Raw genomic sequence first — 24,957 nt, forward strand, 5'->3', positions numbered from 1 at the left:
GTACTGTCGGTCGGCTCAGCGTATGCGCCGACCGGCTGCCAGCTGCGCGGCCGCCGCGATATCGGCGCGGGTCTTGGCTTTGATCGCTTGCAGCACACCGAGGTCCGGCAGCCCCGCCCAGCGCTCCCCGAACAGTTCGGGGAGATCCGAGTAGTGCAGTACGCATTCGTCGACGCCGGCCTGCGCGCAGGCCGCGACCAGGTCGGCGTGCAGGTATCCGGCGACCGCGGTCGTGACGCCCGCGGCCCGCGCCGCGGTGGCGATCTGCTCGATGGCGCGCACCAGCGGCGGTGTGGGGCGCACCGGCCGCAGCTCGGCCCGCGTCTGTGCGAGCAGCAGCGACGACAGATCGTTGCAGCCGATCACCACCCGGGACACCCCGGTGGCCAGCACCCGATCCAATTCGACCAGCAGCGACGGCACTTCGATCATCGTCGCGACCGGGCAGTCGCCGACGACCTGCCGGGTCTGCTCGATCGCCCATGCCAATTCGTCCACGTAGGTGACGAACGGAAAGATCACTCCGATCTCCGCGCCCGCCCGCCGCGCCCGGGCGATGCCCGCCAATTCGGCGACGAATGCGTCGGGAAATCGGCGCGAGCGGCGGATCCCGCGCAACCCGACCAGCCGTTGCGACTCGACGATGATCTCCTCGACACCGTCCAGCACATTGCATTCGGCGGTGTCGGCCTCCATGGTGCGGTACCAGATGGTGCCCGGCGCCTGCGCGGCCAGCTCCGCCAGGTACGGCTCCAGATATTCGGTGACCGATTCGTCGGTCGGATACCTGCCCGCGGCCCGGAATACGTATTCGCCGCGCACCAGACCGATGCCGTCGAAGTGTTCCAGGAGATCCGCGGAGACTCGCTCATAGCTCAAGGCCAGGGATTGCCGCATTTCGGACAGTCTACCAAGCGACCCCGCCGGATCCGGATTATCCGGGGCTGGAAAGGGTTTCGGGCATCAGCTGCGGTACGGCCCGTTCCTCGGTGTCGAGCAGCGCGAAGTAGCGGCGCAGCATCAGCGTGGCGGTGGTGGCCAAGCCCGCGGTCAGACCCCACCAGACCCCGGCGGCGCCGAGACCGAACGGGAACGCGAGCAGCAGGGCGCTGGGCAGGCCGACGAGCCAGTAGCCGATCAGCGACAACCGGAAGCCCGCGTTGGTGGCCTTCAGCCCGCGCAGCAGGCCGGTGCCGATGTTCTGCGCGGCATCGAAGAACTGGAGCACGATGCCGATCAGCAGCAGGGTGTGCGCGATCTCGATGGTGGCGGTGTCACCGGGCTCGAGGAATGGCCGCAGCACAAGATTCGGCGCGACGGCGTAGACCACGCCGGTCACGGCGGCGACCACCGCCACATGTCGCAGCGCGAGCCAGGCCAGCGCCCGCGCGTGACTGTATTCGTCGCGCGCGACCGCGTGACTCACCAGGATCGACGCACCGTGCGACAGTCCGATGGCGACCTGGAAGACGATGTAGATGATCTGGTAGACGACATTGTGCGCGGCCAGCGCCGCGGGCCCGAAGCTGCCCATCACCAGGGCGAGCACCGAGAACATGCCCGCCTCGGAGCCGTAGGTGAGTGCGATCGGGGTACCCAGCTTCAGCTCGGCCCGGACCGTCGAACGGTGCACCGGCCACGGCCGGATGGCCAGTGTCCGGCCGAGTTCGGCGTCGTGGTGCACCATGGCCCAGAAGACGCCGAAGGTGATCAGGAAGACCAGCGAGGTCGCGACACCGATGCCGGTCAGCCCGAGTGCGGGCAGTCCGGCCCAGCCGTGCATGAGGGCAAGCGCCAGCACCAGATTCAGCGCGACCGAGCCCAATGTCACCAGCAGTAACGCCTGCGGACGCTGCATGCCGACGGTGTACTGGCGCAGCACCTGGAACCATAGGCAGGGCAGCAGGCCGGGCGCCAGCGCCACCATCAGCGGTCGCGCGTCGGCGAGCACGCCCGCGTCCTGGCCGAGCCACTGCAACGACCAGCCGAGGCCGATCAGCAACACCCCGCCCAGCAGACCGGCGAGGGTGGCGATGAGGAAACTCGATCGCACCACATCACGCACCTCGTTGTCGGCCGAGTCCCCGCGTTTGCCCGCGGCGCTGACCGCGCCCGCGATCTGATTACCGGTGCCGGTGATCAGTCCGACGCACATGGTGCGGATCTGGTTGAACAGCACGATGGCCAGCCCACCCGCGGCGACCTGGCGAACCCCCAGCGTGCCCATCAGCGCGATGTTGGTGGTGGACACCGCGATCTGCGCGAGCTGGGTCAGCGCGATCGGCGTCGCCAGCGCGGTGAGCCGCCGCCCGTCGGCGCGGAAGGCGGACAGGTTCACCCGGCCACCTCCGCGCGCCGGACCCCGCTGACCTGCGATTGTTCCGTCGTGGCACGCCACACGCCGGGGGTTGTCACGGGACTCATCGCACCTCTCCGTCGGCCGAGCGGTATGGGATCGCTTTGGTTATCCAAACCTAAACAGGTGATCGTTTCGTATGCGCCGGGTGTTGCGCAACGGTGACCGATCAGACGCCGTGCCGTGCGCAGGGTGCCGTGCCTCATCGCACCTCGACCAATTGCGTTCGGCGGGTAGCCGGGGCGTAGCGCTCCAGCAGCGCGGCGACCTCGCGCTCGGTGGCGGCGTCGAGCAGGTCCCGGTCGTTCATCCAGTCGTCGTCGAAGACGGTGTCCAGATACTTCTCGCCGCCGTCGCAGACGATGGTCACCACCGTCGAGCCGGGCGGGAATTCCTCCAGCCGGGTGAGCCCGGCGTATACCGAGCCGCCCGCGGACCCGCCGATCATCAGACCCAGCTCGGCGGCCAGGGCGCGGGCGGTGGCGAAGGCGGCCGCATCGGAGACCTTGACCCCCTCGTCGAGCAGCGAGTAGTCGACCGCCGTGCCGATGGTCGCGCCCGGCGGGGTGCCGGTACCGGACTGCCAGTACGGTCCGCCGGGCCCGCCGAAGGCGATCGAGCCCACCGGTTCCACACCGATCACATGCGGCGGGCAACCCAACTGCCGCAGCCTGGTCGCGGTGCCGAACAGCGAACCGCCGGTGCCGACCGCGGACAGCAGGATGTCGACCCGTTCCACATCCTCCAGCAATTCCTCGGCCACGGCGTAGTAGCCGACCGCGTTGGCGTCGTTGTTGTGCTGTTCGGTGAAGTACGCGTCATCCAGCCCGGCGGCCATCGCCTCGGCCAGGTCCTCTCGTGCCGAGGTGGCGAGATTGTCGTCGTCCTCGTCGGCGACGAACACCAATTCCGCACCCATTGCCCGCATCGCGCGCAGTTTGTCCTTACAGGCGTGATGATCGACCACTGCGGTAAAGCGATACCCACGTTCGGCGGCTACCACCGCCAGACCGAGCCCGGTGTTCCCGGACGTGGACTCGATAATATGCCCGCCATCGCCCAGCAAACCTCTCCGTTCGGCATCGAGCACCATCTCGCGCGCCATCCGGATCTTGGCCGCGCCCGTCGGATTGAACTGCTCCAGTTTGAGCAGCAGCCGGGTGCCGGTCGCGGTGGTCGCCAGTTCGAAGAGCGGAGTGCGACCGATCAGGTCCGTCACGCGCGTGACGAGCGGCATGAATATCTCCTCATTTGTATTCGGGTGCGGTCCGGACCGCGCGGGGCTGTGCGTTGGCGGTGCGGTGCGCCGGGGTGAAGTGCCGGTTATCCGGCGTCGAGCGTCCAGCGCAGCCGGTCTCCCGGTCCGTCGTGCAGCACGACCTTCGGGGGGATCGGTAATTCGTGAAATGCCGACTCGTTCGAATCCATTTGGTAGCCAGCGGTATTCGGGTAGATCAGCAGATCGCCGACGGCGGCGGGCCGCGCGAGCGGGATGCGGCGCCAGCTCAACATGTCGGATTCCAGGCAGCTGGCGGCGCCGACGCAGGTCGGCGTCGGCTCGCCCGGACGATCCGGCCAGAGCACCGGATCGGGCAGATATTCGCTGTCGAACCACTGCTCGGACAGGCTCAGGCTGGTGCCGTCGACGGTGAGCAGCCGGTAGGGCCGACCGTGCGCGTGCCGGGTCTTGCTGCCCTGGACCCGGAACACGGTGGATCCGGCGCGGTCCAGCAGGGCGCGGCCGGGTTCGATGGCGACACGGATGGCGTTGTCGCGCAGTCGCCGTGCCAGGCCGTCGTGTCGCAGGATCGCTGTCAGCATCGCGGGACCGGGCGCCGGGAAGTGGTACGGGTAGTACGAGTCGAAGGATTTGCCGGAATGGAACCAGGTTCGGTCGGCCCGCGCGGTGAATTCGGTCCACGTGTCGGCGGACAGATAGTCGACGCCGAAACCGCCACCGATCGAGATGGTCCCGGCATCGTGGCCGACCGCTCTGGCCGCCAGGCAACGTTCGATCAGCGCGATCGCCTGTTCCGCGCGGGCGAGTGGATCATAGCCGGACAGGTGGAAACTGAAGCCCGCCAACCGAACCGGGCCCTCCGGGTCGATCAGGGCGACCGCGCGTTCGAGTTCGGTCTCGGTCATGCCGAAGCGGCTGGCCGAGGCGGTGGGCAGGACACGCAGCAAGACCCGGGCCGGGCCGGTGGTGCTCGCGAGTGCGGTCAGCCGGTCGAGTTCGTCGACACCGTCGAGGGCGATCAATGCGCCGTGCCGCACCGCGAGCCACAGCAGGTCGTCGGATTTGGCCGGGCCGGTCACCATCAGTTCGGCGCCGCGCACGCCATGTGCCAATGCCGCCGTCAGCTCTCCGACACTCGAAATATCCACGCCCGCGTCATTTTCCGCGCAGGCTCGGGTCACCGACGCGGCCTTGTTCGCCTTCTTGCCGTAGTAGACGCCGCCGGCGACGCCCGCCCGCTCGAATGCCGCGCGAAATCCGCGGATGTTCTGCGCCACCCGCGGCGGGTACATGACGTGGAACGGGCCTCCGATCGCGAAGGCGATGTCGCCCAGCAGATTCGGATCATCGAGCAGGCGCCGCTCCCACGGGTCGCGGTGGGCGGGCATGGGTACCGCGCCGATATTCGTGGCGGCCGTGGCGTCGGCACCCATCAGGGTGGTGTCGCTCCGCCGCGTCCGCGCGCCGTCGTCGTCTAGCACCACCGTGGTTCTCCGCTCCGGCGGTACCGGCGCACGCGGGGAGGGTGTGACCACCCGGATTCCGGCGTGCGCCGCGACGACGGGTCGACTAGTCCCACAGGGGCACCTCCGTGCCGCGTCCCTCCGCGATCGCGCGCTCGGCGAGGGCGTGGGCGACCGCGATATCGGTGAGCACCAATCCGCTGTTGTAGACGAAGATCTTCTCCTCATCCGAGCGTCGCCCGACGGTCCGGCGATTCAGGATCTGCGGCAGCTCCGCGTCCACCGCGCGCAACCTGCCGTCCGGCCCGGCCATATCGGTGCCGGTCAGCTGCATCTGCTCAGCGCTGGTGGCGATTACCCGATCCGCGTCGACGAGGGTCGAGGGCGCCAGTCCGTAGCCGACCAGCACGACCACCGAACCCGGTGCGAGATCCTCGGATTCGAGCGCGACCTCGGTGCCGGGGCCCGCGGCGGCGAGCACGACATCGGCCGCCGCGGCCGCCGCGCGCGGATCCGAGACCGTCTCCAGGATGGCGTGCGGGCTGTGCGCGGCGAGTTGGCGGTGCACCGCCTCCAGCCCTTCCGGGTGGGTGCCGTAGAGCATCAGCTTGCGCAGCTGCGGATTCGCGGCAAGCAAGTGCGGCAACGCATTCCGGCCCTGGGTGCCGGTGCCGATCAGCAGGACGCTCTCCGCGCCGCGCCGAATGGTCTCGCGTACCAGCAGTGCCGAGACGGCCGGGGTGCGCAGCGCGCCGACGCGGGCGCAATCCATCATCGCGATCGGCGCGCCGGTGGCGTCGTCGTACAGCGTGATGGTGGTGTAGTACCGCTTGGTGCTGCGATCGTGGCCGGGATCGAATTTGTACGAGGTCTTCATCGCCACCACCCGGCGCCGGCCGTCACGGCCGAGCATCGCGTACGCCACCGACCAGCCGTCCGGATTGGCGACGCTGAGTTTGCGTGGGTTATCCGAATCTCCCGCCGCGAAGGCCAGATACGCGTCCTCGACCGCGCGCACCACATCCGCCGGCGTAATCGGAACGTCGGCGAGGTCACTTCGGCTCAGCACGCGTAGTGGCGTGGCTCGATCACGAGTGTTCAACGGTTCCTCGATCATCTGCTGTTGTATCCCGCTCTGCTACCACCCGGGATGGCGTGCGCTGTGCCCGCGCCCGGAACGGGGCGACTATCTGTTGCCCATAGCCATTCTCGTCGGCCTCTTCGGCGCGACGCCGTCGTTCGGGCAGGCGGATATTGACGCGCTTGAGCCAGCGGTCGGTGCCGTCGTAACGCGCGGTGAACGGTACCCGACCGTGCACCGCCACGTCATTGTCGACCAGCAGGAGTTCGCCGGGTTCGAGGGCGGCGGTCACGCAGACTCGCTCCAGTTCGGCGGTGAGATGGGCGTAGGCGCAGCGGAACTCGGGATCGGCGTCGTCGAGCGGGGTGTAGGCCGGATCGTAGCGCAGGGTCAGATCCGTACTGTGGCTGCGGGATTCGCTCCACACCGTCGGCAGCGGGGCGGCCGCATAGCGCTGATGACCGTCGCCGTAGGAGACGTCGGGCAGGATCGGCAGGGTAGGTGTGCTCAGCAGCCGGTGCTGCTCGGCGCTCAGTTCGACCTGCCGGACCGAGGACACGGTGGTGCCGACGTTATCCGGATTGCGCAGGCAGCCCAGCATCAGCAGGTTGGCTCGGTCGGGGTGGAAGGCGTCCTCGGTGTGCGGACTGAGCAGGGTTTTGCTGCTCGCGCCGGACTGCTCGTGCTCGTGGCCGGGGGAGGGCAGGATGTTGTTGACCAGCCTGCCGTTCTGCTGGCCGTGCCAGCCGAAGGGTTCGCCCGCGGCGCGCGCCAGCAGCAGCATGACGATGTCGAGCTGAAAGGAGTTGGCGCGTCGGGCCGGATCCGCGCTCCATGCGGCGGCTTCGCGCCAACTCGGCGGGGTCGGACCGAATTCGGCGTCGGTGATCGGCAGGCGGCCGACAATGGTGGCGCCGCCGCGGCCCTCGGGTGGCCGCATGGCGTCTCGCACGGCGCCGGGCAGTTCACGGACCCGGGCGTCGACCTGCGCGATGAGCGCCGGATCGGCCAGGGTGTGCGCGCTCGACGTAGGGTCCGCGGGCCGGGAGTCGAGTGTGATACAAATCTCGCGAGCGAGCGCCCGCACCGCACGTGCGGCGTCCGGTGATAGCTCGCGTCGTTCGATATCCTGCGGGTGAAGCGTCTTACGTTCGGAGAGAACGCTTTTCACCAGGGATTCCCTTCTTCGCATCGGGTCGAAAAGCGGTGGTGACGATTCGATCTGCGAAGCTAGCGTCTCTCGCCGCCTTAAGCAAGGCTTACCTAAGCGAGTCGCCTAAAAATAGCGATGGCGCATCACAGAGAGTAGGTCGCGAGACAGCGGGACGGAGCTATTTCGTGGCATCCCGCTACCGGTCGCGGTCCCGGGGGACGGGATCCGGGTGTCACGTCCGGCGTCGCTCGGTCGCCGAAGGGGCATTCGGGTCGTTTTCGCGGGGAGGAAGCCTAATTAGGCTAGCCTGTCCTCGCTGTGGCCGTGGGCTTTCGCGGTCACACGGGGAATTCGAGGAAGGCGGCACCATGACATGGAACCGGCGGCAGCTCTTGCGAGGTGGGCTCGGAGTCGGCGCGATTCTGCTGGTCGCGGCGTGTTCGGACGGTGGGGATGCGGGTGGGCCCGCACGGCGTGGCGGCACACTGCGGGTGGGGGCACTCGGGACAGCGGCCCGGATCGAACGGGATCCGCACGCCAATCTGAGCAATGACAGCGACTTCCTCATCACCTCACTGGTTTACGACGCGCTGACCGTCCCCGGCGGGAATCCGAACGTCGCTCCGCGACTGGCTGGCAAATGGGAACCCGACGCCGAGCGGCGACGCTGGACTTTCACCCTCGCCGAGGGCGCGACCTTCCACAACGGAACCCCGGTGACCTCGGAAGATGTCGTCTGGTCACTGCGCCGACTGCGCTCGGTCGGCGGCGCATCGAAAATGCCTGTGGCTGAGGCGGATATCACTGCCGATGGGCCGAATCGCGTGGTGCTTGCCGTACCGCAGCCGAATACCCAACTGCCCCTGCTGGTCCGGTTGATGACCTTCACCGTCGAGAAGGACACGACCGACTTCACCAAGGCGGTCGGCACCGGGCCGTTCCGGTTGGAGTCCTACCAGGGCGGCAATGCCCGGCTGGTGCGCAACGAGAGCTGGCACGGCCCCGCCCCGCTGCTCGATGCCATCGAGGTCACCATGTTCGAAAGCGTTACCGCACTGGGCAATGCGGTGCTCGGCGGACAGATCGACCTGGCCTCCAATGTCGGAGCGATCGCGGGCCGCACCGCCGAGGGGCGCGGCGATCTGCGGGTGGTGCGGCGCGGCAACGACACCATGCTCGGCGTCGCGATGCGCACCTCCGACGGGCCGTTCGCCGATCCGCGAGTACGTACCGCACTCCGCCTCGGCGTGGACCGCGCGGCCCTGGTGAATCAGGTTCATTCGGGCTATGGGACCGTCGCCAACGACATCCTCGGGACCGCGGATCCGGTGTACGACACCACGATCGCGCAGCGCACTCGCGATACCGAGCGCGCCGCGACCCTGCTGCGCGAGGCCGGATTCGACACCGGGCGGACCTACCCGTTCCTCACCAAGGCCGAAGCGCCGGGTGAGGTGGAGTCGGCGAAGGTCATCGCCACCCAACTCGCCGATATCGGGGTGAAGCTGGATGTCGTGACCCAGGAATCGAATACGTTCTACGACCAGACCTGGCTCACCGCACCGCTGTACACGGTGTCCTGGGGCACCAACGACTCCACACTGTTCTACGCGGACAAGCTGATGTCCGCAGCGTCGAACCGCAACGAGACCGCCTTCAAGGACCCCGGATTCGACGCTGCGACAGCGAAAGCACTGGCCGCCCTGAACGATTCGGAGTACGCACAGGCCACGCACGAGGTGCAACGCATCCAGTACGACCGCGGCGGCTATCTGGTCTGGGGTATGGCCGATGGCATCGATATCGCCTCGTCCCGGGTCAACGACCTGCCGACGCTCGGTGGTTTCGCCCGCGTGCAGTTGGAACGGGCCTGGCTCTCTTCGTGAGAACTCTGGCCCGACTCCTGCTCCGGCGCGTGCTCCTGCTGCTCGCATTGCTGGCGACCGTCTTCGTGGCCGTGGACCTGTTGCCGGGCAATACCGCCCGCGCGGTCCTCGGCCGCGAGGCGACGCCCGCGCAGGTCGCGGCCAAGGAACACGAACTCGGTCTGGACCGGCCACTGGCCGTACGCTTCCGGGAGTGGATCAGCGGTGTCGCGACGGGCGATTTCGGTCGCACCGCCCGCGGTCGCTCGATCAATGAACTCCTCGCGGACAAGTTCCCGCCCACCCTGCTGCTCGGTGGACTGGCGTTGGCGCTCACCGTGCTCGCCTCCCTGCTGCTCGGCGCGAGGTGGGCGGGTGCAGCGTTCGGGCCCGGCCCCGCATCCGGCCGCGGGAATTCGGGATCAGCCGCGGCCGCGTCGCCGGTGCGATCGGCGACGCGTGCGAGCGGCCCTGCGCGGCAGGGGATGCGGCGCGTCGGACTGACCCGGATATTGCAGCCGACGACCACCGTGGCCGCCGCGGTCCCCGAATTCGTGGTCGCCACCCTGCTGATCATGGTCTTCGCGCTGGCGTTGGGGTGGCTGCCCGCCGTCACCATCACCGGTCGATCGGGCTTCCCGTCGAGTCCCGAGATGCTGGTGCTGCCGGTTCTCGCGCTGGCCGTACCGCAGATCGGCTGGAACACCCGGGTGGTCCGCGCGGCGCTGGCCGATGCCGCCCACGCCCCGCATGTGGAAAGTGCGGTGCTGGACGGTCTTCCGACACGCACGGTGCTGCTGCGCCATATGCTCCCGTTCGCGCTGCCGACCATCGTGGCCAGCTTTGCCACTACCGTCGGCATGCTCCTCGGAGGTTCCCTGGTGGTGGAGACCATCTTCAATTATCCAGGCCTCGGCGCGGTGCTCGCGGGTTCGGTCGCCGACCGCGACACCTCGCTGGTGGCCGCCGTCGTCGCCCTTTCCGGTGTCGTCATCATGCTCGTGCTCGCGGTCGCGGACGGTATTCGATCCTGGTCGCTGCGGGGGCGCGGATGAGACCACACCCGATCACCCGATGGCCGGCGAAGGGCTGGCGCCTGCTCACCGTGCTTCCCGCGCTGCTGGTGGCGGCGGCCGCGGTACTGGGCCCGTCGCTGGCGCCGCACCCCGCCGAGCAGCCGGTCGGCATTCCATTCGCGGACCCCGGCGCCGATGCGTGGCTCGGCACCGATCGGCTCGGACGGGACGTACTGAGCCGAGTGCTGTACGGCGGTTGGGGGCTGCTGCTGCTCGCGGTCGTCATCGCCGTGCTGGTGACGGTCGTATCGGCCGTACTCGGCGCGGTCGCGGCGCTGCGTTCGCGCATCGGCGTCCTCATCGAGACCGCCACCGACCTGGCGATGCTGGTACCCGCCGTACTCGGCATCCTGCTGGTACTGACCTCATGGCCGAATGCGGGAACCTACGGGCTGATCGTGATCGCCCTGCTTTTCGGCGCCCCCTACTGTGCACGGGTTTTCGGCGCGGCCGCCGCGGGTGTCGCGCGCAGCGGATATGTCGAGAGCGCGACCGCGAGCGGAGAACGCCTGCCCCACCTGGTCTTCCGTGAGGTGCTCCCGAATCTGCGCGAAGTGTTCGCCGGCCAGCTCGGCCTGCGCTTCGTCGCGGGCATCTACTTGGTCAGCACCGCCTCCTTCCTGCAACTCCCCACCACCCTGGGCGCCACCAACTGGGCGGTCATGGTGCGCGAGAACGCCTCCGGCATGCTCCTCAACCCGTGGTCGGTCCTCGCCCCCGGTCTCGCCATCGCCATCGTCGCGGTCAGCGTGAATCTCGCCGCGGACGGATTCGGCCGGGCGGACCCGGGTCTACCGGGCCGCAGTGCAGACGGCGAGAACCTCGGTGTGGCCGAAATCGGCTCGGGTGTCGAGTTTTCGGACATGGAGCCGGTCGCTGCTGTCAGCGGCGGCGGTTCGGTCCACGGTGCCCCGGACTTGCCTGGCCGCAACGCGGTCGGCGAGAACGTCCGTACGGCCGAAACTGATTCGGGTGTTGAGTGTTCGGGTGTGGTGCCGGTCGCGGCTGTCGGCGCTGGTGGTTCGGTCCACGCGGTCCCGGGTTCGCCGGGCGGCAGTGCGCACGGCGAGAACCTCGGTGTGGCCGAAGCCGGTTCGGGTGTCGAGTTTTCGGACATAGACCCGGTCGCTGCTGTCAGCGGCGGCGGTTCGGTCCACGGTGTCCCGAACTTGCCTGGCCGCAACGCGGTCGGCGAAGACCTCGGTGTGGCCGAAACTGATTCGGGTGTTGAGTGTTCGGGTGTGGTGCCGGTCGCGGCTGTCGGCGCTGGCTGTTCGGTCCACGCGGTCGCGGGTCCGCCAGACGGCAGTGCGGGCGGCGAGAAACTCGGTGTGGCTGAAGCCCGTTCGGGCGTTGAGTTTTCGGATACTGAGCCAGTCGCGGCTGTCAGCGGTTCGGTCCACGGAGTCCCGCGCCTGCCTGGTCGCAGTACAGGCGGCGAAAACCTCGGTGCGGCCGAAATCGACTCGAGTGTTGAGTTTTCGGGTGTCGTGGCGGTCGATGGTGGTGGTTCGGTCCACGGAGTCCCGGATCTGCGGGGCGGTAGCGCCGCAACCGGGGATCTCTGGGCTCCCGAGGCTCGGGAATCGAGTGCGGAACCCTCGCCGATCCCGGCCGCCGATGACGGCTGTGCCGCCGATGGCAGTCGTGCCGCCGTCGTCGTCGAGGGGCTTGTGGTGCGCGGGCGCAATGGGCAGGAACTGCTCGGCCCCGTCTCTTTTCGGATGCAACCGGGCCTGGTCACGGCGCTCACCGGGCCCTCCGGATCGGGTAAGACGACGCTGATGCGCGCGCTGCTCGGCCATGTGCCGTCCGGTGCGGTGCGGTCGGCGGGGATGGTGTCGGTGGCGGGGCAGGACGTCTTCGGCCTGGATCCCGTTGCGCTGCACAAGTTCCGGCGCGATCGCATCGCCTATGTCGGTCAGGATCCGGGTTCGGCGCTGAATCCGCTGATGCGGGTGCGTGGTCTGCTGGCCGAGGTGGCCCGCGACCCGTCCGATGCCTTGCTGCTCGAAACGCTGGAACTGGTCGGACTCGGCGCCGAACACTTGCGCCGGCACCCCGGCGAGCTGTCGGGCGGCCAGCAGCGCCGGGTCGCCCTCGCCCGGGCGCTGGTGCGGCGCACCGGCATTCTGGTTCTCGACGAACCGCTCGCGGGACTGCACGGTACTTTGCGCACCGACATCGCCCGGCTCCTCGCCGATATCGCGGCCCAGCGCGGCACCGCGATCCTGCTCTCCGGCCATGACACCGCCGCCGTGCACGCGATCGCCGACACCATCGTCGAACTCGGAACAGTACGGAGCGTCACGGATTCCGCCGCGGTCGGCGACCGTTCCGGCGGGAGACGATCGCGGCTCGCGGCACCGGAGAGCGTCGCTACGGCGGTAGCCGATCGGCCGGTGCCGCGACATTCGGGACTCGCCGCATCAGTCCTCGCCGATATCGGCGAGGACACCGCCGACCTCCTGCCCGGGCGGATCGCTCCGGAAACAGCGGACAGTGCGGCGCGGCGCGGCGCGATCATGGTGCGGGCGAAGGCGATCGACGCCTCGATCGGCGGGAAGCCGGTACTGAATGGGATCGACCTGGCCATTCCGGCCGGTTCCGCGCTGGCGGTGGTCGGCGCGTCCGGTGCGGGCAAGACCACGCTGGCCCGGGTGATCGCGGGCCTGCACCGCGAGGCGACCGGCGCACTGGAACTGCGTGGCGCCACGGTAGCGATCGGCCCCGGCAGGCGAATTCGTCATGGCGGCAACGGTATTCAGCTGGTCACTCAGAACCCGCGGTCCGCGCTGAATCCCCGGCGCACCGTCGCGCAAACCCTGGGCCGCCCGCTGCATCGGATCGGCGGGATGCCGAAATATGAACTGCGCCGAGGCGTCACCGAACTGCTCGCCTCGGTGGAGCTGGCCGCCGAGTTCGCCGGGCGCTATCCGCACCAGCTCTCGGGCGGGCAGCGCCAACGGGTGGCGCTGGCCAGGGCGCTGGCGGCCGAGCCCGCCGTGCTGGTGTGCGACGAGATCACCTCGGCCCTCGACCACGCCACGGCCGCGTCGATCATGGTGCTGTTGGATCGGATCCGCGCTCAGCGGGGCACCGCCCTGTTGGTGATCTCCCACGACATCCCCCTGGTCGCCGCGCACTGCCCGCACCTGGTCGTCCTCGACCACGGCCGCATTGTCGAATCGGGTGATACGGAAGCGGTTTTGGCGGCCCCGGCCCACACCGCTACCCGAGATCTCCTCGGGTAGCGGAGGTCTGTGGACAACCGCCGCTGTGCGCCCGGCCTGTGGATAACTCGACGGCCCTCGCGGTCCGCCCGACATATGCTTGGCTCGGTGTCCGTGAGTGACATCGAGGGGGGAATATCGAGGGGGGATTCAGGATGGGATGGGTACTGCTCGGCCGGTTCGGGCGCCGCGCGACACGTTCGCATGAAGCGTCGGTGACGAACCGGCGTCGCACCGCGCCGGATCTGCATGATGGAGGGGTGTTGTCGAAGAAGACCGGCGTGCTGGCGGCCGCGATGGTGACCCTGGTGCTCGCCGGTTGCGGCATCGGCCCCGACCTGCCGCCGATCCCCGAAGGCATTCCACCGGGTCCGGGCGCGCCGCTGCCGGTCATCGATCTCGATGGCCCGGGTCGCACCGCACTGCAACTGCGAGGCTGGGCGGGAGAGCAGTCGAGCACCGGCATCGAGTCGGTGGCGCTGGAAGCGTACGGCTACGCGGCCGCGGTGATGGGGCGGTCCAAGCCCGGTTGCGGCATCGGATGGACCACCATCGCGGGCATCGCCAGCGTCGAAAGCAAACACGGCACGCACGGTCGGTCCGACCTGGACGCCGACGGCACCGTGCGCCCGCCGATCATCGGCATCGCGCTCGACGGTGCGCCGGGCGTCGCGCTGATCCGTGACACCGACGGCGGCAAGCTGGACGGCGACCCGGTCTACGACCGGGCCGTCGGCCCTTTGCAATTCATTCCCGAGACCTGGAAGCGCTGGGGCGTGGACGCCAACGGCGACGGGGTAGCGGATCCGCAGAACATCGATGACGCGGCGCTGACCGCGGCCAGATACCTCTGCGCCAGCGGCGGCGACCTGACCTCCGAACGTGGATGGCAGCGGGCCCTGCTGACCTACAACCAGTCGAACAGTTATCTACTCACCGTCCGCGACCGCGCCGCCGCCTATAGCGTGGGGCGTCGGGTGTGATCCGGCGCTCGATCGGGTGGGCGCGCCGGACCGGCACTCGCGCCGACCCGCCGTGCCGCAGCTTCGGCGGTCTAGCACTGCGCTAGGCTCGGCACCGCACGGCCCATCCCGTGAGACCTACCGTGCCAGCAGCGAAGGAGTGTCGTTTTCGTGGCCATCATCGAACAGGTCGGAGCTCGCGAGATCCTGGATTCTCGCGGCAACCCCACTGTCGAGGTCGAGATCGCCCTCGACGACGGCACCCTCACCCGGGCGGCGGTGCCCTCCGGCGCCTCCACCGGTGAGCACGAGGCCGTCGAACTGCGTGACGGTGGCGACCGCTACGGCGGCAAGGGTGTGCAGAAGGCCGTCGAGGGCGTCCTCGACGAGATCGCGCCCGCTGTCATCGGCCTGGACGCGGTCGAGCAGCGCACCGTCGACCAGGTGCTGCTTGACCTGGACGGCACTCCGGACAAGTCCCGCCTCGGCGCGAACGCCCTGCTCGGCGTGTCGCTCGCGGTGGCCCGCGCCGCCGCCGAGTCCTCGGGCCTGGAGCTGTTCCGCTACCTCGGTGGCCCGAACGCCCACGTGCTTCCGGTCCCAATGATGAACATCCTCAACGGTGGCGCGCACGCCGACACCGGCGTCGATGTCCAGGAGTTCATGGTCGCCCCGATCGGTGCGCCGACCTTCAAGGAGTCGCTGCGCTGGGGCACCGAGGTGTACCACGCGCTCAAGGCCGTGCTGAAGTCGAAGGGCCTGTCCACCGGCCTCGGTGACGAGGGCGGTTTCGCCCCCGACGTCGCCGGCACCAAGGAAGCGCTCGACCTGATCAGCGTCGCCATCGAGAAGACCGGCCTCAAGCTCGGCTCCGATGTCGCACTCGCGCTGGACGTCGCCGCCACCGAGTTCTACACCGCCGGTAGCGGTTACAAGTTCGAGGGCAGCATCCGCTCGGCCGCCGAGATGACGCAGTTCTACGCCGACCTGCTCACCGCCTACCCGCTGGTCTCCATCGAGGACCCGCTGTCGGAGGACGACTGGGACGGCTGGGTCGCGCTGACCGATCAGATCGGCGACAAGATCCAGCTGGTCGGCGACGACCTGTTCGTCACCAACCCGGAGCGTCTGGAAGAGGGTATCGCCAAGGGCGCCGCCAACGCGCTGCTGGTGAAGGTCAACCAGATCGGCACCCTGACCGAGACCCTGGACGCGGTGGAGCTCGCGCATCGCAACGGCTACAAGACGATGATGTCGCACCGGTCCGGCGAGACCGAGGACACCACCATCGCCGACCTGGCCGTCGCGGTCGGCAGCGGCCAGATCAAGACCGGTGCCCCCGCGCGCAGCGAGCGGGTCGCCAAGTACAACCAGCTGCTGCGCATCGAGGACGCACTGGGCGATTCCGCCCGGTACGCGGGGGACGTCGCGTTCCCGCGCTTCGCGTTCGAGGGCTGATCACTAGGGGAGCGGTATGACGGAGCGACGTGCGCGCGGGACCAGTCCGGCCGGACGCGGGGACCGCCGCACGTCGCGTGCCGCACGATCACGCCCACGGGCGGGCACCGATACGGAAACCGCCGCCCGGCCCGCCGCCGCCAAGCGCACCGCGCGCAGGCGATCGGAAGCCGAGAAGAGGGCTACGCCGCAGAAGATCGCGGCTCGTGGCTCCGGCTCCGAGGACCGGCACGACCGCACCATCCTCGGCCTGTCCACGGGCAAGGCCGTCATCCTGGCCGTTGTGGTCTGCGCGCTGGCGCTGACGCTGGCCGTGCCGATGCGCACCTACTTCGCGCAGCGGGCCGAGGCCGCCCAGCTGGCGCAGGAACGCGAATTACTGGAGGCCGATCTGGCCCGGCTGCGCGATCGGCGTGCCCAGCAGCAGGATCCGGCCTATATCCGCTCCGAGGCGCGGGACCGGCTGCGACTGGTGCTGCCGGGGGAGACGCCCTACATCGTGCAGGTACCCGGCATCGAGGCGCCCCCGCGACCCGCGGCGCCGACCCGGTCGAAGGTGCCCGACCCCTGGTACACCGAACTGTGGGAGACCATCTCGCAGCCCCAGCCCACCGCTGCGGCCGAGCCGACATCACCGGCCGGGCCGCCGCCCGCAGCACCGCAGCCCGCACCGGAAGGACCCAGGTGACCGCACCGACAGACCGCGATCTCGAGATCATCGCCGAACAGCTCGGCCGTGCCCCGCGCGGCGTGCTGGCCGTCGCGTACCGGACGCCGGACGGGCTGCCCGCGGTGGTGAAGACCACGCCGCGATTGCCGGACGGCACGCCCTTCCCGACCCTCTACTACCTGACCGATCCGCGGCTGACGGCCGAGGCGAGCAGGCAGGAATCCGCGGGCGTGATGCGCGAGATGACCGAACGCCTCGGCAGCGACCCGGAATTGGCCGCCGCCTACCGCGCCGCGCATGAGAGCTACCTGGCCGAGCGGAATGAAATAGAGTCGCTCGGTACCGATTTCACCGGCGGCGGGATGCCGGAACGGGTGAAGTGCCTGCATGTACTGATCGCGCACTCGCTGGCCAAGGGGCCGGGCGTGAACCCGTTCGGTGACGAGGCGGTGGCGCTGGCGGCCGATAATGGGTTGCGGGGCATCGCGGTTCCCGCGGACTGGCCGAGATACGAACGGACGAAAGAGGACCGATGAACGCAGCATCGCGTATGGGGGTGGCGGTCAGGTGACCCGGGTAGCGGCCGTCGACTGCGGTACCAACTCCATTCGACTATTGATCGCCGACGTGCTCGCCGACGGCAAACTCGCCGACGTGCACCGCGAGATGCGGATCGTACGACTCGGCCAGGGTGTCGACGCGACCGGCGCGCTCGCCCTCGAGGCTATCGAACGTACCCGCGTCGCGCTCGCCGATTACGCGGCGCTGATGCGCGAGGCCGGGGTCTCCCGGGTGCGAATGGTCGCCACCTCGGCCACCCGGGATGCCGCCAATCGGGAGGATTTCTTCGCCATGGCGCGGGCCGAACTCGGCACCGTGGTGCCCGGCGCGGAGGCCGAGGTGATTACCGGTGACGAGGAGGCGCGGCTGTCGTTCACCGGTGCCATCGGTGAATTGTCCAGCGAGGCCGGACCTTTCGTGGTGGTCGATCTCGGTGGCGGTTCGACCGAGCTGGTATTCGGCGACGTCGACGGCGTCAAGGCCGCCTACTCCGCCGATATCGGCTGCGTCCGGATCACCGAACGCTGCCTGCCCGGCAATCCGCCGACCGCCGATCAGGTGGCCGCCGCCCGCGAGTTCGCCACCGAGCGGCTGAGCGAGGCATTCGAGCACGTGCCCGTCGAGGGTGCGCACACCTGGGTCGGTGTCGCGGGCACCATGACAACGCTGGCCGCTGTCGCTCTCGACCTGCCCGAATACGATTCGGAGCGGGTACATCTCACCAGCCTGACCCTCGATCAGGTGCGCGAGGTCTGCGACCGCCTGATCGGGATGGATCACGATCAGCGCGCCGCGCTGGGCCCGATGCACCCGGGTCGCGTGGACGTCATCGGTGGCGGCGCCGTCATCACCGAGGTGCTGGCCTACGAATTATCCAGGCGCGCGGGCATTTCCGCCCTCGTCGTCAGCGAGCACGACATTCTGGACGGGATCGCCCTGTCCATCGCCTGAGTTCCGCCGGGTCGGTCCGGCACGGGCGTTCCGGCCCGCGGCGGGCTCGGATCCAGGACCGTCAGTTCTCGGGGCGGTCGATCAGTTCGGCGGCGGCGGCGCGCAGGTCTTCGCGCGGCCGCCCGCCGTACAGCTCGGTCAGTGCGATCTCGGCGACCATGGCGACCAGCAGATGTGCCACCGCACCCGGGTCGGCCCAGCCCATTTCGCGCAGGTCGGGTTCGATGGAGTTCGCGACGAGCTGGTTTCGCGCGTGCACCTCGTCCAGTAGGTCGGTATCGGTGCGCGATTGCGCGAGGAAGGCTTTGGTGCCGCGGGTCTGCAGGCAGGCGTCGAGGTAGGCCGTGACGCCCGCCCGGATGCGTTCGGCGCCCGGCGGCAGCTCCGCGATCTGCGCGCCGATCACCTCGGCGAGCGCGTCGTGATACCGGCGGTGCAGCGCGATGACGTAGCTGCGTCGGTCCGGGAAGTGGTGGTAGAAGGTGCCTTTCGCCATGCCGGCGGCCTCGACCACGGCATTGATCGATAGGCCGCGCAGTCCCCGGTCTTCGGCGACGCGGGTGCCTGCGGTCAGGAGGGCGGTGCGGCCGGGCTCGGCTGGTCTGGGCATAAGTCGATCTTCCCCGATCTCTTTCGATGACGGCACACCCAGGCTACGCTGTGACCGACCGGTCGGTCACGCGATTCCGAAAGTCGTGCCCGACCGGGTACATAGGAGGAGGAGAGCCCATGCCGCGCTGGTCCAGACGTATTGCCGGAGTCGTTGCCGCCCTTGCTGTTTCGGTCGGAAGCTCCATACAACTCGCCGTCGCCGACGAACCCGAGCCGTCCTACAGCTACCTCGGCGGACTGGCCGCGCAACTAGCCGGACCCGGTGGACCGCCGCCCGGCGCGAACGACTGGTCCTGCCGCCCGAGTGCGGCCCACCCGAACCCGGTGGTGTTGCTGCACGGACTGAGCAACGACACCATCACCTGGAATTCACTCGCGCCGGTGCTGGCCGGCGCCGGGTTCTGTGTCTTCACCACGACCTACGGCACCGGCCCGCTCGGTCCCATCGGCGCCATCACCCCGGTCGAGGAGAGCGCGCACCAGATCGGCGCCTTCATCGACCGGGTGCTGGCGGCGACCGGCGCGGCGAAGGTGGATCTGGTCGGTCATTCGATGGGCGGCGCCGTCCCCTTCTACTACCTCAACTACCTCGGTGGCGTGCCGAAGATCGACGACTATGTCGCCATGGGCGCCCCGCTGCACGGCACCACCCTCAGCGGTATCCAATCGATGTTCGCCGGAATCCTCGAGCGGCAGCCCGCGATCGAGGCGCTGCTCAACGACCGCTGCGGCCCCTGTCAGATGTCGTACGGTTCGCCGTTCCTGCGCACATTGAACGCCGACCCGGCTATCGCGCCGGATATCCGCTTCACCACGATCGTCAGCCGCTACGACGAGATCGCCACCCCGTACGTCACCGGTCTGCTCGACGGTCCGAATGTCCGCAACATCGTGCTGCAAGACCGCTGCGCCACCGACTACACCGAGCACTATGAACTCACCGCCGACCCGGTCGCGATCCGCGAGGTGGTCAACGCACTCGATCCCGCACATGCCCAGCCGCCTACCTGTGCCGTCGTACTGCCCTTCCTGGGGCCGATCGGCCGTTAGGTCGCCGAGAGCACGGCGGGCCGCCGCGGCGCGGGGACGTCGGGCCGAATCCGGCGTCGTTGCTGCGATCGGTTCGGGGATCGGCACCCGGGAGATCCATCTCGGAGGAGTGATTTGCTGCGTAGTTGCGATCTGTGCCAAGGTCGACGGCATGTCCCAAGATGTGGTATTCGAGCGGCCGATCGCCGGTCGGACCCTATTCGGCCATCCGATCGGATTGGCGAATCTGTTCGGTGTCGAGCTCTGGGAGCGTTTCTCCTTCTACGGGATGGTCAGCATCCTCGGGTACTACCTCTACTACTCGGTGACCGACGGCGGCCTCGGCCTCCCGCAGAGCACCGCGGTGGGCATTGTCGGCGCCTACGGCGGTCTCGTCTACCTGTCCACCGTGCTCGGCGGATGGATTGCCGACCGGCTGCTCGGGATGGAACGCACGGTCTTCTACGGCGGGGTCGTCGTCATGGCGGGACATATCGCACTCGCCTTGCTGCCCGGTCTGGCCGGGGTGGGGGTCGGTCTGGTCCTGGTCGCGCTCGGCAGCGGCGCGCTGAAGGCCAATGCCTCCTCGCTGCTCGGCACCCTCTACCCGAAGGACGACGCCCGCATCGACGGCGGCTTCACCCTCTTCTACCTGGGTATCAATATCGGAGCCTTCACCGGCCCGCTGCTCACCGGACTGCTACAGACCCATCTCGGCTTCCACTACGGCTTCGGCGCCGCCGCGATCGGTATGGCGCTGGGTCTCACCCAGTACGTCGTCTTCCGGAGCAATTTGGGCGCCCACGGTCGCGAGGTGCCGAATCCTTTGCCCCGCAAGGTGATCGGCCCACTGGCCGGGGCGGTGGCCGGACTCGCCGTGGTGGTCGTGATCGCGTGGGCCACCGAGCTGGTGACGCTGGACAATCTGCCCGATGTGACCACCGGCGTCATCGTCGTCGCCGCCACGATCTACTTCGTCATCTTGCTGACCAGCGCCAAGGTCGAGCCGATCGAACGCAGCCGGGTGCGTGCTTTCATCCCGCTCTTCATCGCCAACGCGGTGTTCTGGTCGCTGTTCCAGCAGATATTCACCGTGCTGAGCGTCTACTCCGACGAGCGCATGGACTGGAGCATCTTCGGCTGGACGGCGCCCTCGAACTGGATCAGCTCGGTGGAGCCGATCTGGATCATCGCGCTGTCGCCGCTGTTCGCGCTGCTGTGGACCAGGCTCGGCAACCGCGCGCCGAGTACGCCGCGTAAGTTCGCCCTGGGCGTCGTCGGTATGGGCGCGGCCTTCCTGCTGTTCGTGCCGCTCGCGGGCTTCGAGGGGAAAACGGTGCCCGCGCTGGCCGTTGTCGTGATCATGGCGCTGTTCGCGATCTCGGAGCTGCTGCTCTCACCGATCGGACTCGCCGTCACCACGCAGCTCGCGCCCGAAGCGTTCCGCGCCCAGATGATGGCGCTGTACTTCTTCTCCGTCGGCATCGGAACCTCGATGGCCGGGACACTGGCTCGCTTCTACGACCCCGATCACGAGGTCGCATATTTCGGAATCACCGGTCTCGTGGCGATCTTGGTCGGCATGATTGTTGCCGGACTGACGCCGTGGGTAAGCCGCTACATGGCGGGCGTCCACTAGTAACACCGGCGATCCCGGAAGAACTAAAGCTAAAGGAGTACAGCGTGGCGATTTCGAGCCAACCCCGTCGGAGTGGACTATTTCGCACCAAATCGGTCGAACAGTCCATCCGCGATACCGACGAACCAGACTCGAAGCTCCGCAAGGATCTGACCGCCTGGGATCTCACCATCTTCGGCGTCGCGGTGGTAGTCGGCGCGGGTATCTTCACCCTGACCGCACGTACCGCGGGCAATGTCGCAGGGCCCTCGGTGTCCTTGGCATTCGTCTTCGCCGCGATCGCGTGCGGCCTGACCGCACTGTGTTATGCGGAGTTCGCCTCCACCGTGCCGGTCGCGGGGAGCGCATACACATTCTCCTACGCCACATTCGGCGAACTCGCCGCCTGGATCATCGGCTGGGACCTGATCCTGGAATTCGCACTCGCCGTCTCGGTGGTGGCCAAGGGCTGGTCGCAATACCTCGGCGAGGTGATCGGCTCGGTCTCGCCGATCGTGCACCTCGGCTCGATCACCTTCGACTGGGGAGCGGTGTCGCTCATCACGGTGCTCGGCGTGCTGCTCGCCGTCGGGACCAAGATCTCCTCGCGCGTCTCGGCCGTCGCGGTCGCCATCAAGCTGGCCGTGATCGCGCTGGTTCTGGTCGTCGGCCTCAGCTACTTCGACAAGTCGAATCTGACGCCCTACATTCCCCCGTCGCAGCCGGGTGAAGAGGGCGAGGGCATCCACCAATCGCTGTTCTCGTATCTGACCGGCGCGGGTTACAGCACCTTCGGCTGGTACGGCCTGCTCTCCGCGGCCAGCCTGGTGTTCTTCGCCTTCATCGGATTCGACGTCGTCGCCACCACCGCGGAGGAAACCAAGAATCCGCAGCGCAATGTTCCGCGCGGCATCCTCGGTTCGCTGGCCATCGTCACCGTGCTCTACGTCGCGGTCTCGCTGGTGCTCACCGGCATGGTCCCCTTCACCGACCTGTCCGGCAACGATGCCACGCTCGCAACGGCATTCGCGCTGCACGGAGCCACCTGGGCGAAGAACCTCATCTCCATCGGCGCGCTGGCCGGCCTGACCACCGTTGTCATGGTGATGTACCTGGGCCAGACCCGCGTGCTCTTCGCCATGTCCCGCGACGGACTCCTGCCGCGCCGCCTCGCGCATACCGGTAAGCACGGCACACCGGTCCGGCTGACCGTCATCGTTGGCGTGTTCTGCGCCCTGCTTGCCGGTTTCGTCGACTTCGGCACCCTCGAAGAGATGGTCAATATCGGCACCCTCTTCGCCTTCGTGCTGGTCTCCATCGGTGTGCTGATCCTGCGCCGCACCCGCCCCGACCTGAAGCGCGGCTTCCGCGTCCCCCTGGTCCCGCTCGTCCCCATCCTCGGTGTGCTGGCCTGCCTCTGGCTGATGCTGAACCTGTCGGTGGAAACCTGGCTCCGATTCCTGGTCTGGATGGTGATCGGCCTGGCCGTCTACTTCGCCTACGGCTACCGCCACTCCCTCCTCGGCCGAGCCGAGAAGGGCTGAAGGCGGCACAGAGGTTCCACACGCCCCACAGAGGGTGTATCCCCTGTGGGGCGGGTGGAACCTCTGTGGGGACACCCCTGCGGGGACGGCACGCGACACGACTGCGCGCTGGGGGGCAGTGGGATTCCGGTACAGCCGTACGAGTCGGTAGGCTGACCGGCACGCCCCTATAGCCCAATTGGCAGAGGCAGCGGACTTAAAATCCGCCCAGTGTCGGTTCGAGTCCGACTGGGGGCACTATGAAACCGCAGGTAGAACGCTATCTGTGCCGTCCAGATCGTCCATCCTGGCGACCTCGGTCCGCAGCAGCCACCGCACCCTGGTTCATCGCCGACCGGGTCCAGATCGTCATCGAACAGATGCCGTACAGGTCGAGGGTCGATGTCGCAGTATCGTGGCCCAGCATCTTCTGAATGACCTCGACGTTTGCGCCCGCACTGATCGCCAGCGACGCCGCGGTATGCCGCAGACCGTGCGGGACAACGCCATCCCAGGTTTGCTGCGATGACCGCCTGGTCGAAGGCCCAGCGGAACTCGCCCAGCGGCAGATGCCCCACCGTTTCGCCCTCGAACACCTGGGGTGCGTCGCCGGGCCTGTCGAGCTCTACCGTCAGCCGTTCCACCAGGACGAGCGGCACCTGCCCGATCGAGAGGTGAGTTTTGCCGGTTCCGATTGGGCGATATGCGATTTCGGAGGTCACGTTGTGTGACCCGTTCATTCCGGTCTTGGCGGCCATCAGGCGATTTGCTCGCTGAGGCTCGTCTGGTCGAGGTCGGGCATGCGGTCGTAGTCGGAAGGATCTCGATGCGCGACATGGGTGTCGATCGCGGGAACCGCGACCAAGCGCCGGGCCTTGGCGCAGATCGGCTGCCGCGGCCACATGGTCGGGATCGGTGATCGTTTGGTGATCGGCCCAGCACCGTTGATGCCGAGCGAGTTCGGTGCCGCCGAGGGTGATCACCACCTCGGCCAGGTCGGCGCGGACTTCGGCTCGCCGCCCCGATCGCGGCCGGGTGAACGGAGTGGTCGTTGGAGTCCAACCGGACATAATGGTCGCGGTGCGGCAGATCGGGCGTACCCGATCTGCCGCGTTACTGCCGACCGCAGGCGAGTACCCGAGCGATGTCGTCGACAAGCTCGGGTACTACGACGAACCCCATCCAGCCCGCGCGCCGCGACGGTACGTCGGGCGTACCGCAGGGCAGTTCCGCTGCGGCGGGGTGATCGCGCTCGATCCTGCTCAGCGCACGACTTCGTAGACGAGCTTGGCCACGCCGTTGGAGTAGGTCGCGGACTCCACGAGGTGCAGTTGCTGCTTGTCGCGGTCCGCCCTGCTGAACAGACTCTTGCCCTCCCCCAGCAGCACTGGGAACACGAGCAGGTTGTACCGGTCGATCAGATCGGCGTCCGACAGACGCCGGGCCAGCTCGGCGCTGCCGTGAATGAAGATGGCGCCACCATCGCTCTGCTTCAGAGCGGCGATGTCGTCGATCGACCGCAGGATCGTGATCGGACCCCATCCCTCGATCAGGGCGTCGTCTTCGAGGCTGGTCGAGACCACGTACTTGGGAAGTTCCTTGTACGCGGCGTGATCCGCGGAGTCGCGCCAGAACGGGGCGAACACCTCGTAGCTGCGGCGGCCGAACATCAGTGCCGTCGTATCGGCGAGTTCTTCGCCCTTGAGCGAGTAGGCCTCTGGCACGAACTCAGTGTCCATCACCCAGCCGCCGCTGCGGTGCCCCTCCTCCTTGCCGCCCGGCGAGTCCACTACACCGTCCAGCGACATGAAGCCCGTGTAGACCAGTTCACGTGTCAAAGTTTCCTCCTGAGATCTGAAAGCGGTTTCGGCGTGCCGTGTATGCCTGCCACCGACCGTAAACATCCTGTAATTCCGCCTATCGTGCGGTTCCCAACGGCCACACGGCCGCACCCGGGTTTCGACGCTCGGTGGCCGTGTCGCGGGGTCCGGAGAGGACCCCGCGACCAGCTGGGGTGCGGCGGGTCCCCCCAACCACAAGCGGCGGCGAGAGCCCCCATGATAGTTAGGGGCCAACGGGCCCCCGCGGGGGGGGGGCGAGGGGAAG

21 protein-coding genes, 1 tRNA gene and 1 pseudogene are annotated in these 24,957 nt (G+C 68.3%); 12 read left to right on the forward strand and 11 right to left on the reverse strand.

Going from position 1 to position 24,957, the window contains the following annotated elements:
• Positions 1-15: 15 nt before the first annotated feature.
• The 6 genes from AB0H61_RS38135 to AB0H61_RS38160 form a co-directional block, all read right to left on the reverse strand.
• The gene (locus AB0H61_RS38135) at positions 16-897 is read right to left on the reverse strand and encodes a putative PEP-binding protein (RefSeq protein WP_357313602.1); all 882 of its coding nucleotides are present in this window, start codon (positions 895-897) and stop codon (positions 16-18) included.
• A gap of 37 nt (positions 898-934) precedes the next feature.
• The gene (locus AB0H61_RS38140; RefSeq protein WP_357313604.1) at positions 935-2,338 is read right to left on the reverse strand and encodes an MATE family efflux transporter; all 1,404 of its coding nucleotides are present in this window, start codon (positions 2,336-2,338) and stop codon (positions 935-937) included.
• A 220-nt stretch (positions 2,339-2,558) separates the two neighbouring features.
• On the reverse strand, positions 2,559-3,593 hold the full coding sequence (locus AB0H61_RS38145; protein WP_357313606.1) for a cysteine synthase family protein: 1,035 nt from the start codon (positions 3,591-3,593) through the stop codon (positions 2,559-2,561).
• Between the two features lie 86 nt (positions 3,594-3,679).
• Positions 3,680-5,080 carry an alanine racemase gene (locus tag AB0H61_RS38150; protein WP_357313608.1) on the reverse strand — a complete coding sequence of 467 codons (1,401 nt, stop codon included), beginning with the start codon at positions 5,078-5,080 and terminating at the stop codon, positions 3,680-3,682.
• An 85-nt stretch (positions 5,081-5,165) separates the two neighbouring features.
• A complete protein-coding gene (locus tag AB0H61_RS38155; protein ID WP_357313610.1) occupies positions 5,166-6,176 on the reverse strand; it encodes an ornithine cyclodeaminase family protein in 1,011 nt (336 codons plus the stop codon).
• Positions 6,148-7,311, reverse strand: coding sequence for a TauD/TfdA family dioxygenase (locus tag AB0H61_RS38160; RefSeq protein WP_357313612.1), 1,164 nt, complete (start codon positions 7,309-7,311; stop codon positions 6,148-6,150). The genes AB0H61_RS38155 and AB0H61_RS38160 overlap by 29 nt, the downstream gene beginning before the upstream one ends.
• 350 nt (positions 7,312-7,661) lie before the next feature.
• On the opposite strand from AB0H61_RS38160, the gene AB0H61_RS38165 reads away from it, so the two are divergent.
• From AB0H61_RS38165 to AB0H61_RS38200, 8 genes are all read left to right on the forward strand, one after another.
• Positions 7,662-9,179: an ABC transporter substrate-binding protein gene (locus tag AB0H61_RS38165; protein ID WP_357313614.1), complete on the forward strand. Its 1,518-nt coding sequence runs from the start codon at positions 7,662-7,664 to the stop codon at positions 9,177-9,179.
• Positions 9,176-10,213 carry an ABC transporter permease gene (locus AB0H61_RS38170; protein ID WP_357313616.1) on the forward strand — a complete coding sequence of 346 codons (1,038 nt, stop codon included), beginning with the start codon at positions 9,176-9,178 and terminating at the stop codon, positions 10,211-10,213. Before AB0H61_RS38165 ends, AB0H61_RS38170 begins: the two co-directional genes overlap by 4 nt.
• Positions 10,210-13,488: an ATP-binding cassette domain-containing protein gene (locus tag AB0H61_RS38175; RefSeq protein ID WP_357313618.1), complete on the forward strand. Its 3,279-nt coding sequence runs from the start codon at positions 10,210-10,212 to the stop codon at positions 13,486-13,488. The genes AB0H61_RS38170 and AB0H61_RS38175 overlap by 4 nt, the downstream gene beginning before the upstream one ends.
• A 275-nt stretch (positions 13,489-13,763) precedes the next feature.
• Entirely contained in the window at positions 13,764-14,450 is a 687-nt protein-coding gene (locus AB0H61_RS38180) for a lytic murein transglycosylase (protein ID WP_357313641.1), read from the forward strand.
• A 150-nt stretch (positions 14,451-14,600) separates the two neighbouring features.
• Complete coding sequence (gene eno / locus AB0H61_RS38185; protein WP_357313620.1) at positions 14,601-15,887, forward strand: phosphopyruvate hydratase; 1,287 nt, start codon at positions 14,601-14,603, stop codon at positions 15,885-15,887.
• Positions 15,888-15,903: 16 nt separating this feature from the next.
• Positions 15,904-16,575 (forward strand): septum formation initiator family protein, encoded by a 672-nt coding sequence (locus AB0H61_RS38190; RefSeq protein WP_357313622.1) that lies wholly within the window; start codon positions 15,904-15,906, stop codon positions 16,573-16,575.
• On the forward strand, positions 16,572-17,093 hold the full coding sequence (locus AB0H61_RS38195; RefSeq protein WP_357313624.1) for a DUF501 domain-containing protein: 522 nt from the start codon (positions 16,572-16,574) through the stop codon (positions 17,091-17,093). The genes AB0H61_RS38190 and AB0H61_RS38195 overlap by 4 nt, the downstream gene beginning before the upstream one ends.
• A 31-nt stretch (positions 17,094-17,124) precedes the next feature.
• Positions 17,125-18,069 (forward strand): Ppx/GppA phosphatase family protein, encoded by a 945-nt coding sequence (locus AB0H61_RS38200; protein ID WP_357313626.1) that lies wholly within the window; start codon positions 17,125-17,127, stop codon positions 18,067-18,069.
• 61 nt (positions 18,070-18,130) lie between these two features.
• On the opposite strand, the gene AB0H61_RS38205 is transcribed toward AB0H61_RS38200, so the two are convergent.
• A complete protein-coding gene (locus AB0H61_RS38205; RefSeq protein WP_357313628.1) occupies positions 18,131-18,679 on the reverse strand; it encodes a TetR/AcrR family transcriptional regulator in 549 nt (182 codons plus the stop codon).
• A 119-nt stretch (positions 18,680-18,798) separates the two neighbouring features.
• On the opposite strand from AB0H61_RS38205, the gene AB0H61_RS38210 reads away from it, so the two are divergent.
• The 4 genes from AB0H61_RS38210 to AB0H61_RS38225 all read left to right on the forward strand — a co-directional run bounded on the left by AB0H61_RS38210 (position 18,799) and on the right by AB0H61_RS38225 (position 23,109).
• On the forward strand, positions 18,799-19,731 hold the full coding sequence (locus AB0H61_RS38210; protein ID WP_357313629.1) for an alpha/beta fold hydrolase: 933 nt from the start codon (positions 18,799-18,801) through the stop codon (positions 19,729-19,731).
• Between the two features lie 151 nt (positions 19,732-19,882).
• Positions 19,883-21,349 (forward strand): peptide MFS transporter, encoded by a 1,467-nt coding sequence (locus tag AB0H61_RS38215; RefSeq protein ID WP_357313630.1) that lies wholly within the window; start codon positions 19,883-19,885, stop codon positions 21,347-21,349.
• Between the two features lie 44 nt (positions 21,350-21,393).
• On the forward strand, positions 21,394-22,872 hold the full coding sequence (locus AB0H61_RS38220) for an amino acid permease (protein WP_357313632.1): 1,479 nt from the start codon (positions 21,394-21,396) through the stop codon (positions 22,870-22,872).
• 163 nt (positions 22,873-23,035) lie between these two features.
• A tRNA-Leu gene (locus AB0H61_RS38225) sits at positions 23,036-23,109 on the forward strand.
• Positions 23,110-23,131: 22 nt separating this feature from the next.
• Here AB0H61_RS38225 and AB0H61_RS38230 read toward each other — a convergent pair.
• From AB0H61_RS38230 to AB0H61_RS38245, 4 genes and pseudogenes are all read right to left on the reverse strand, one after another.
• Positions 23,132-23,422: a tyrosine-type recombinase/integrase gene (locus AB0H61_RS38230; protein WP_357313643.1), complete on the reverse strand. Its 291-nt coding sequence runs from the start codon at positions 23,420-23,422 to the stop codon at positions 23,132-23,134.
• A gap of 186 nt (positions 23,423-23,608) precedes the next feature.
• Entirely contained in the window at positions 23,609-23,755 is a 147-nt protein-coding gene (locus tag AB0H61_RS38235) for a hypothetical protein (RefSeq protein WP_357313644.1), read from the reverse strand.
• Positions 23,727-23,931: pseudogene (locus tag AB0H61_RS38240) on the reverse strand (IS21 family transposase); the annotation flags it as partial. The gene AB0H61_RS38235 and the pseudogene AB0H61_RS38240, both read right to left, overlap by 29 nt.
• Positions 23,932-24,113: 182 nt before the next feature.
• On the reverse strand, positions 24,114-24,689 hold the full coding sequence (locus AB0H61_RS38245) for a dihydrofolate reductase family protein (RefSeq protein WP_357313634.1): 576 nt from the start codon (positions 24,687-24,689) through the stop codon (positions 24,114-24,116).
• Positions 24,690-24,957: the final 268 nt, after the last annotated feature.

This window comes from Nocardia sp. NPDC050710, assembly GCF_040654375.1.
Classification (GTDB): domain Bacteria; phylum Actinomycetota; class Actinomycetes; order Mycobacteriales; family Mycobacteriaceae; genus Nocardia.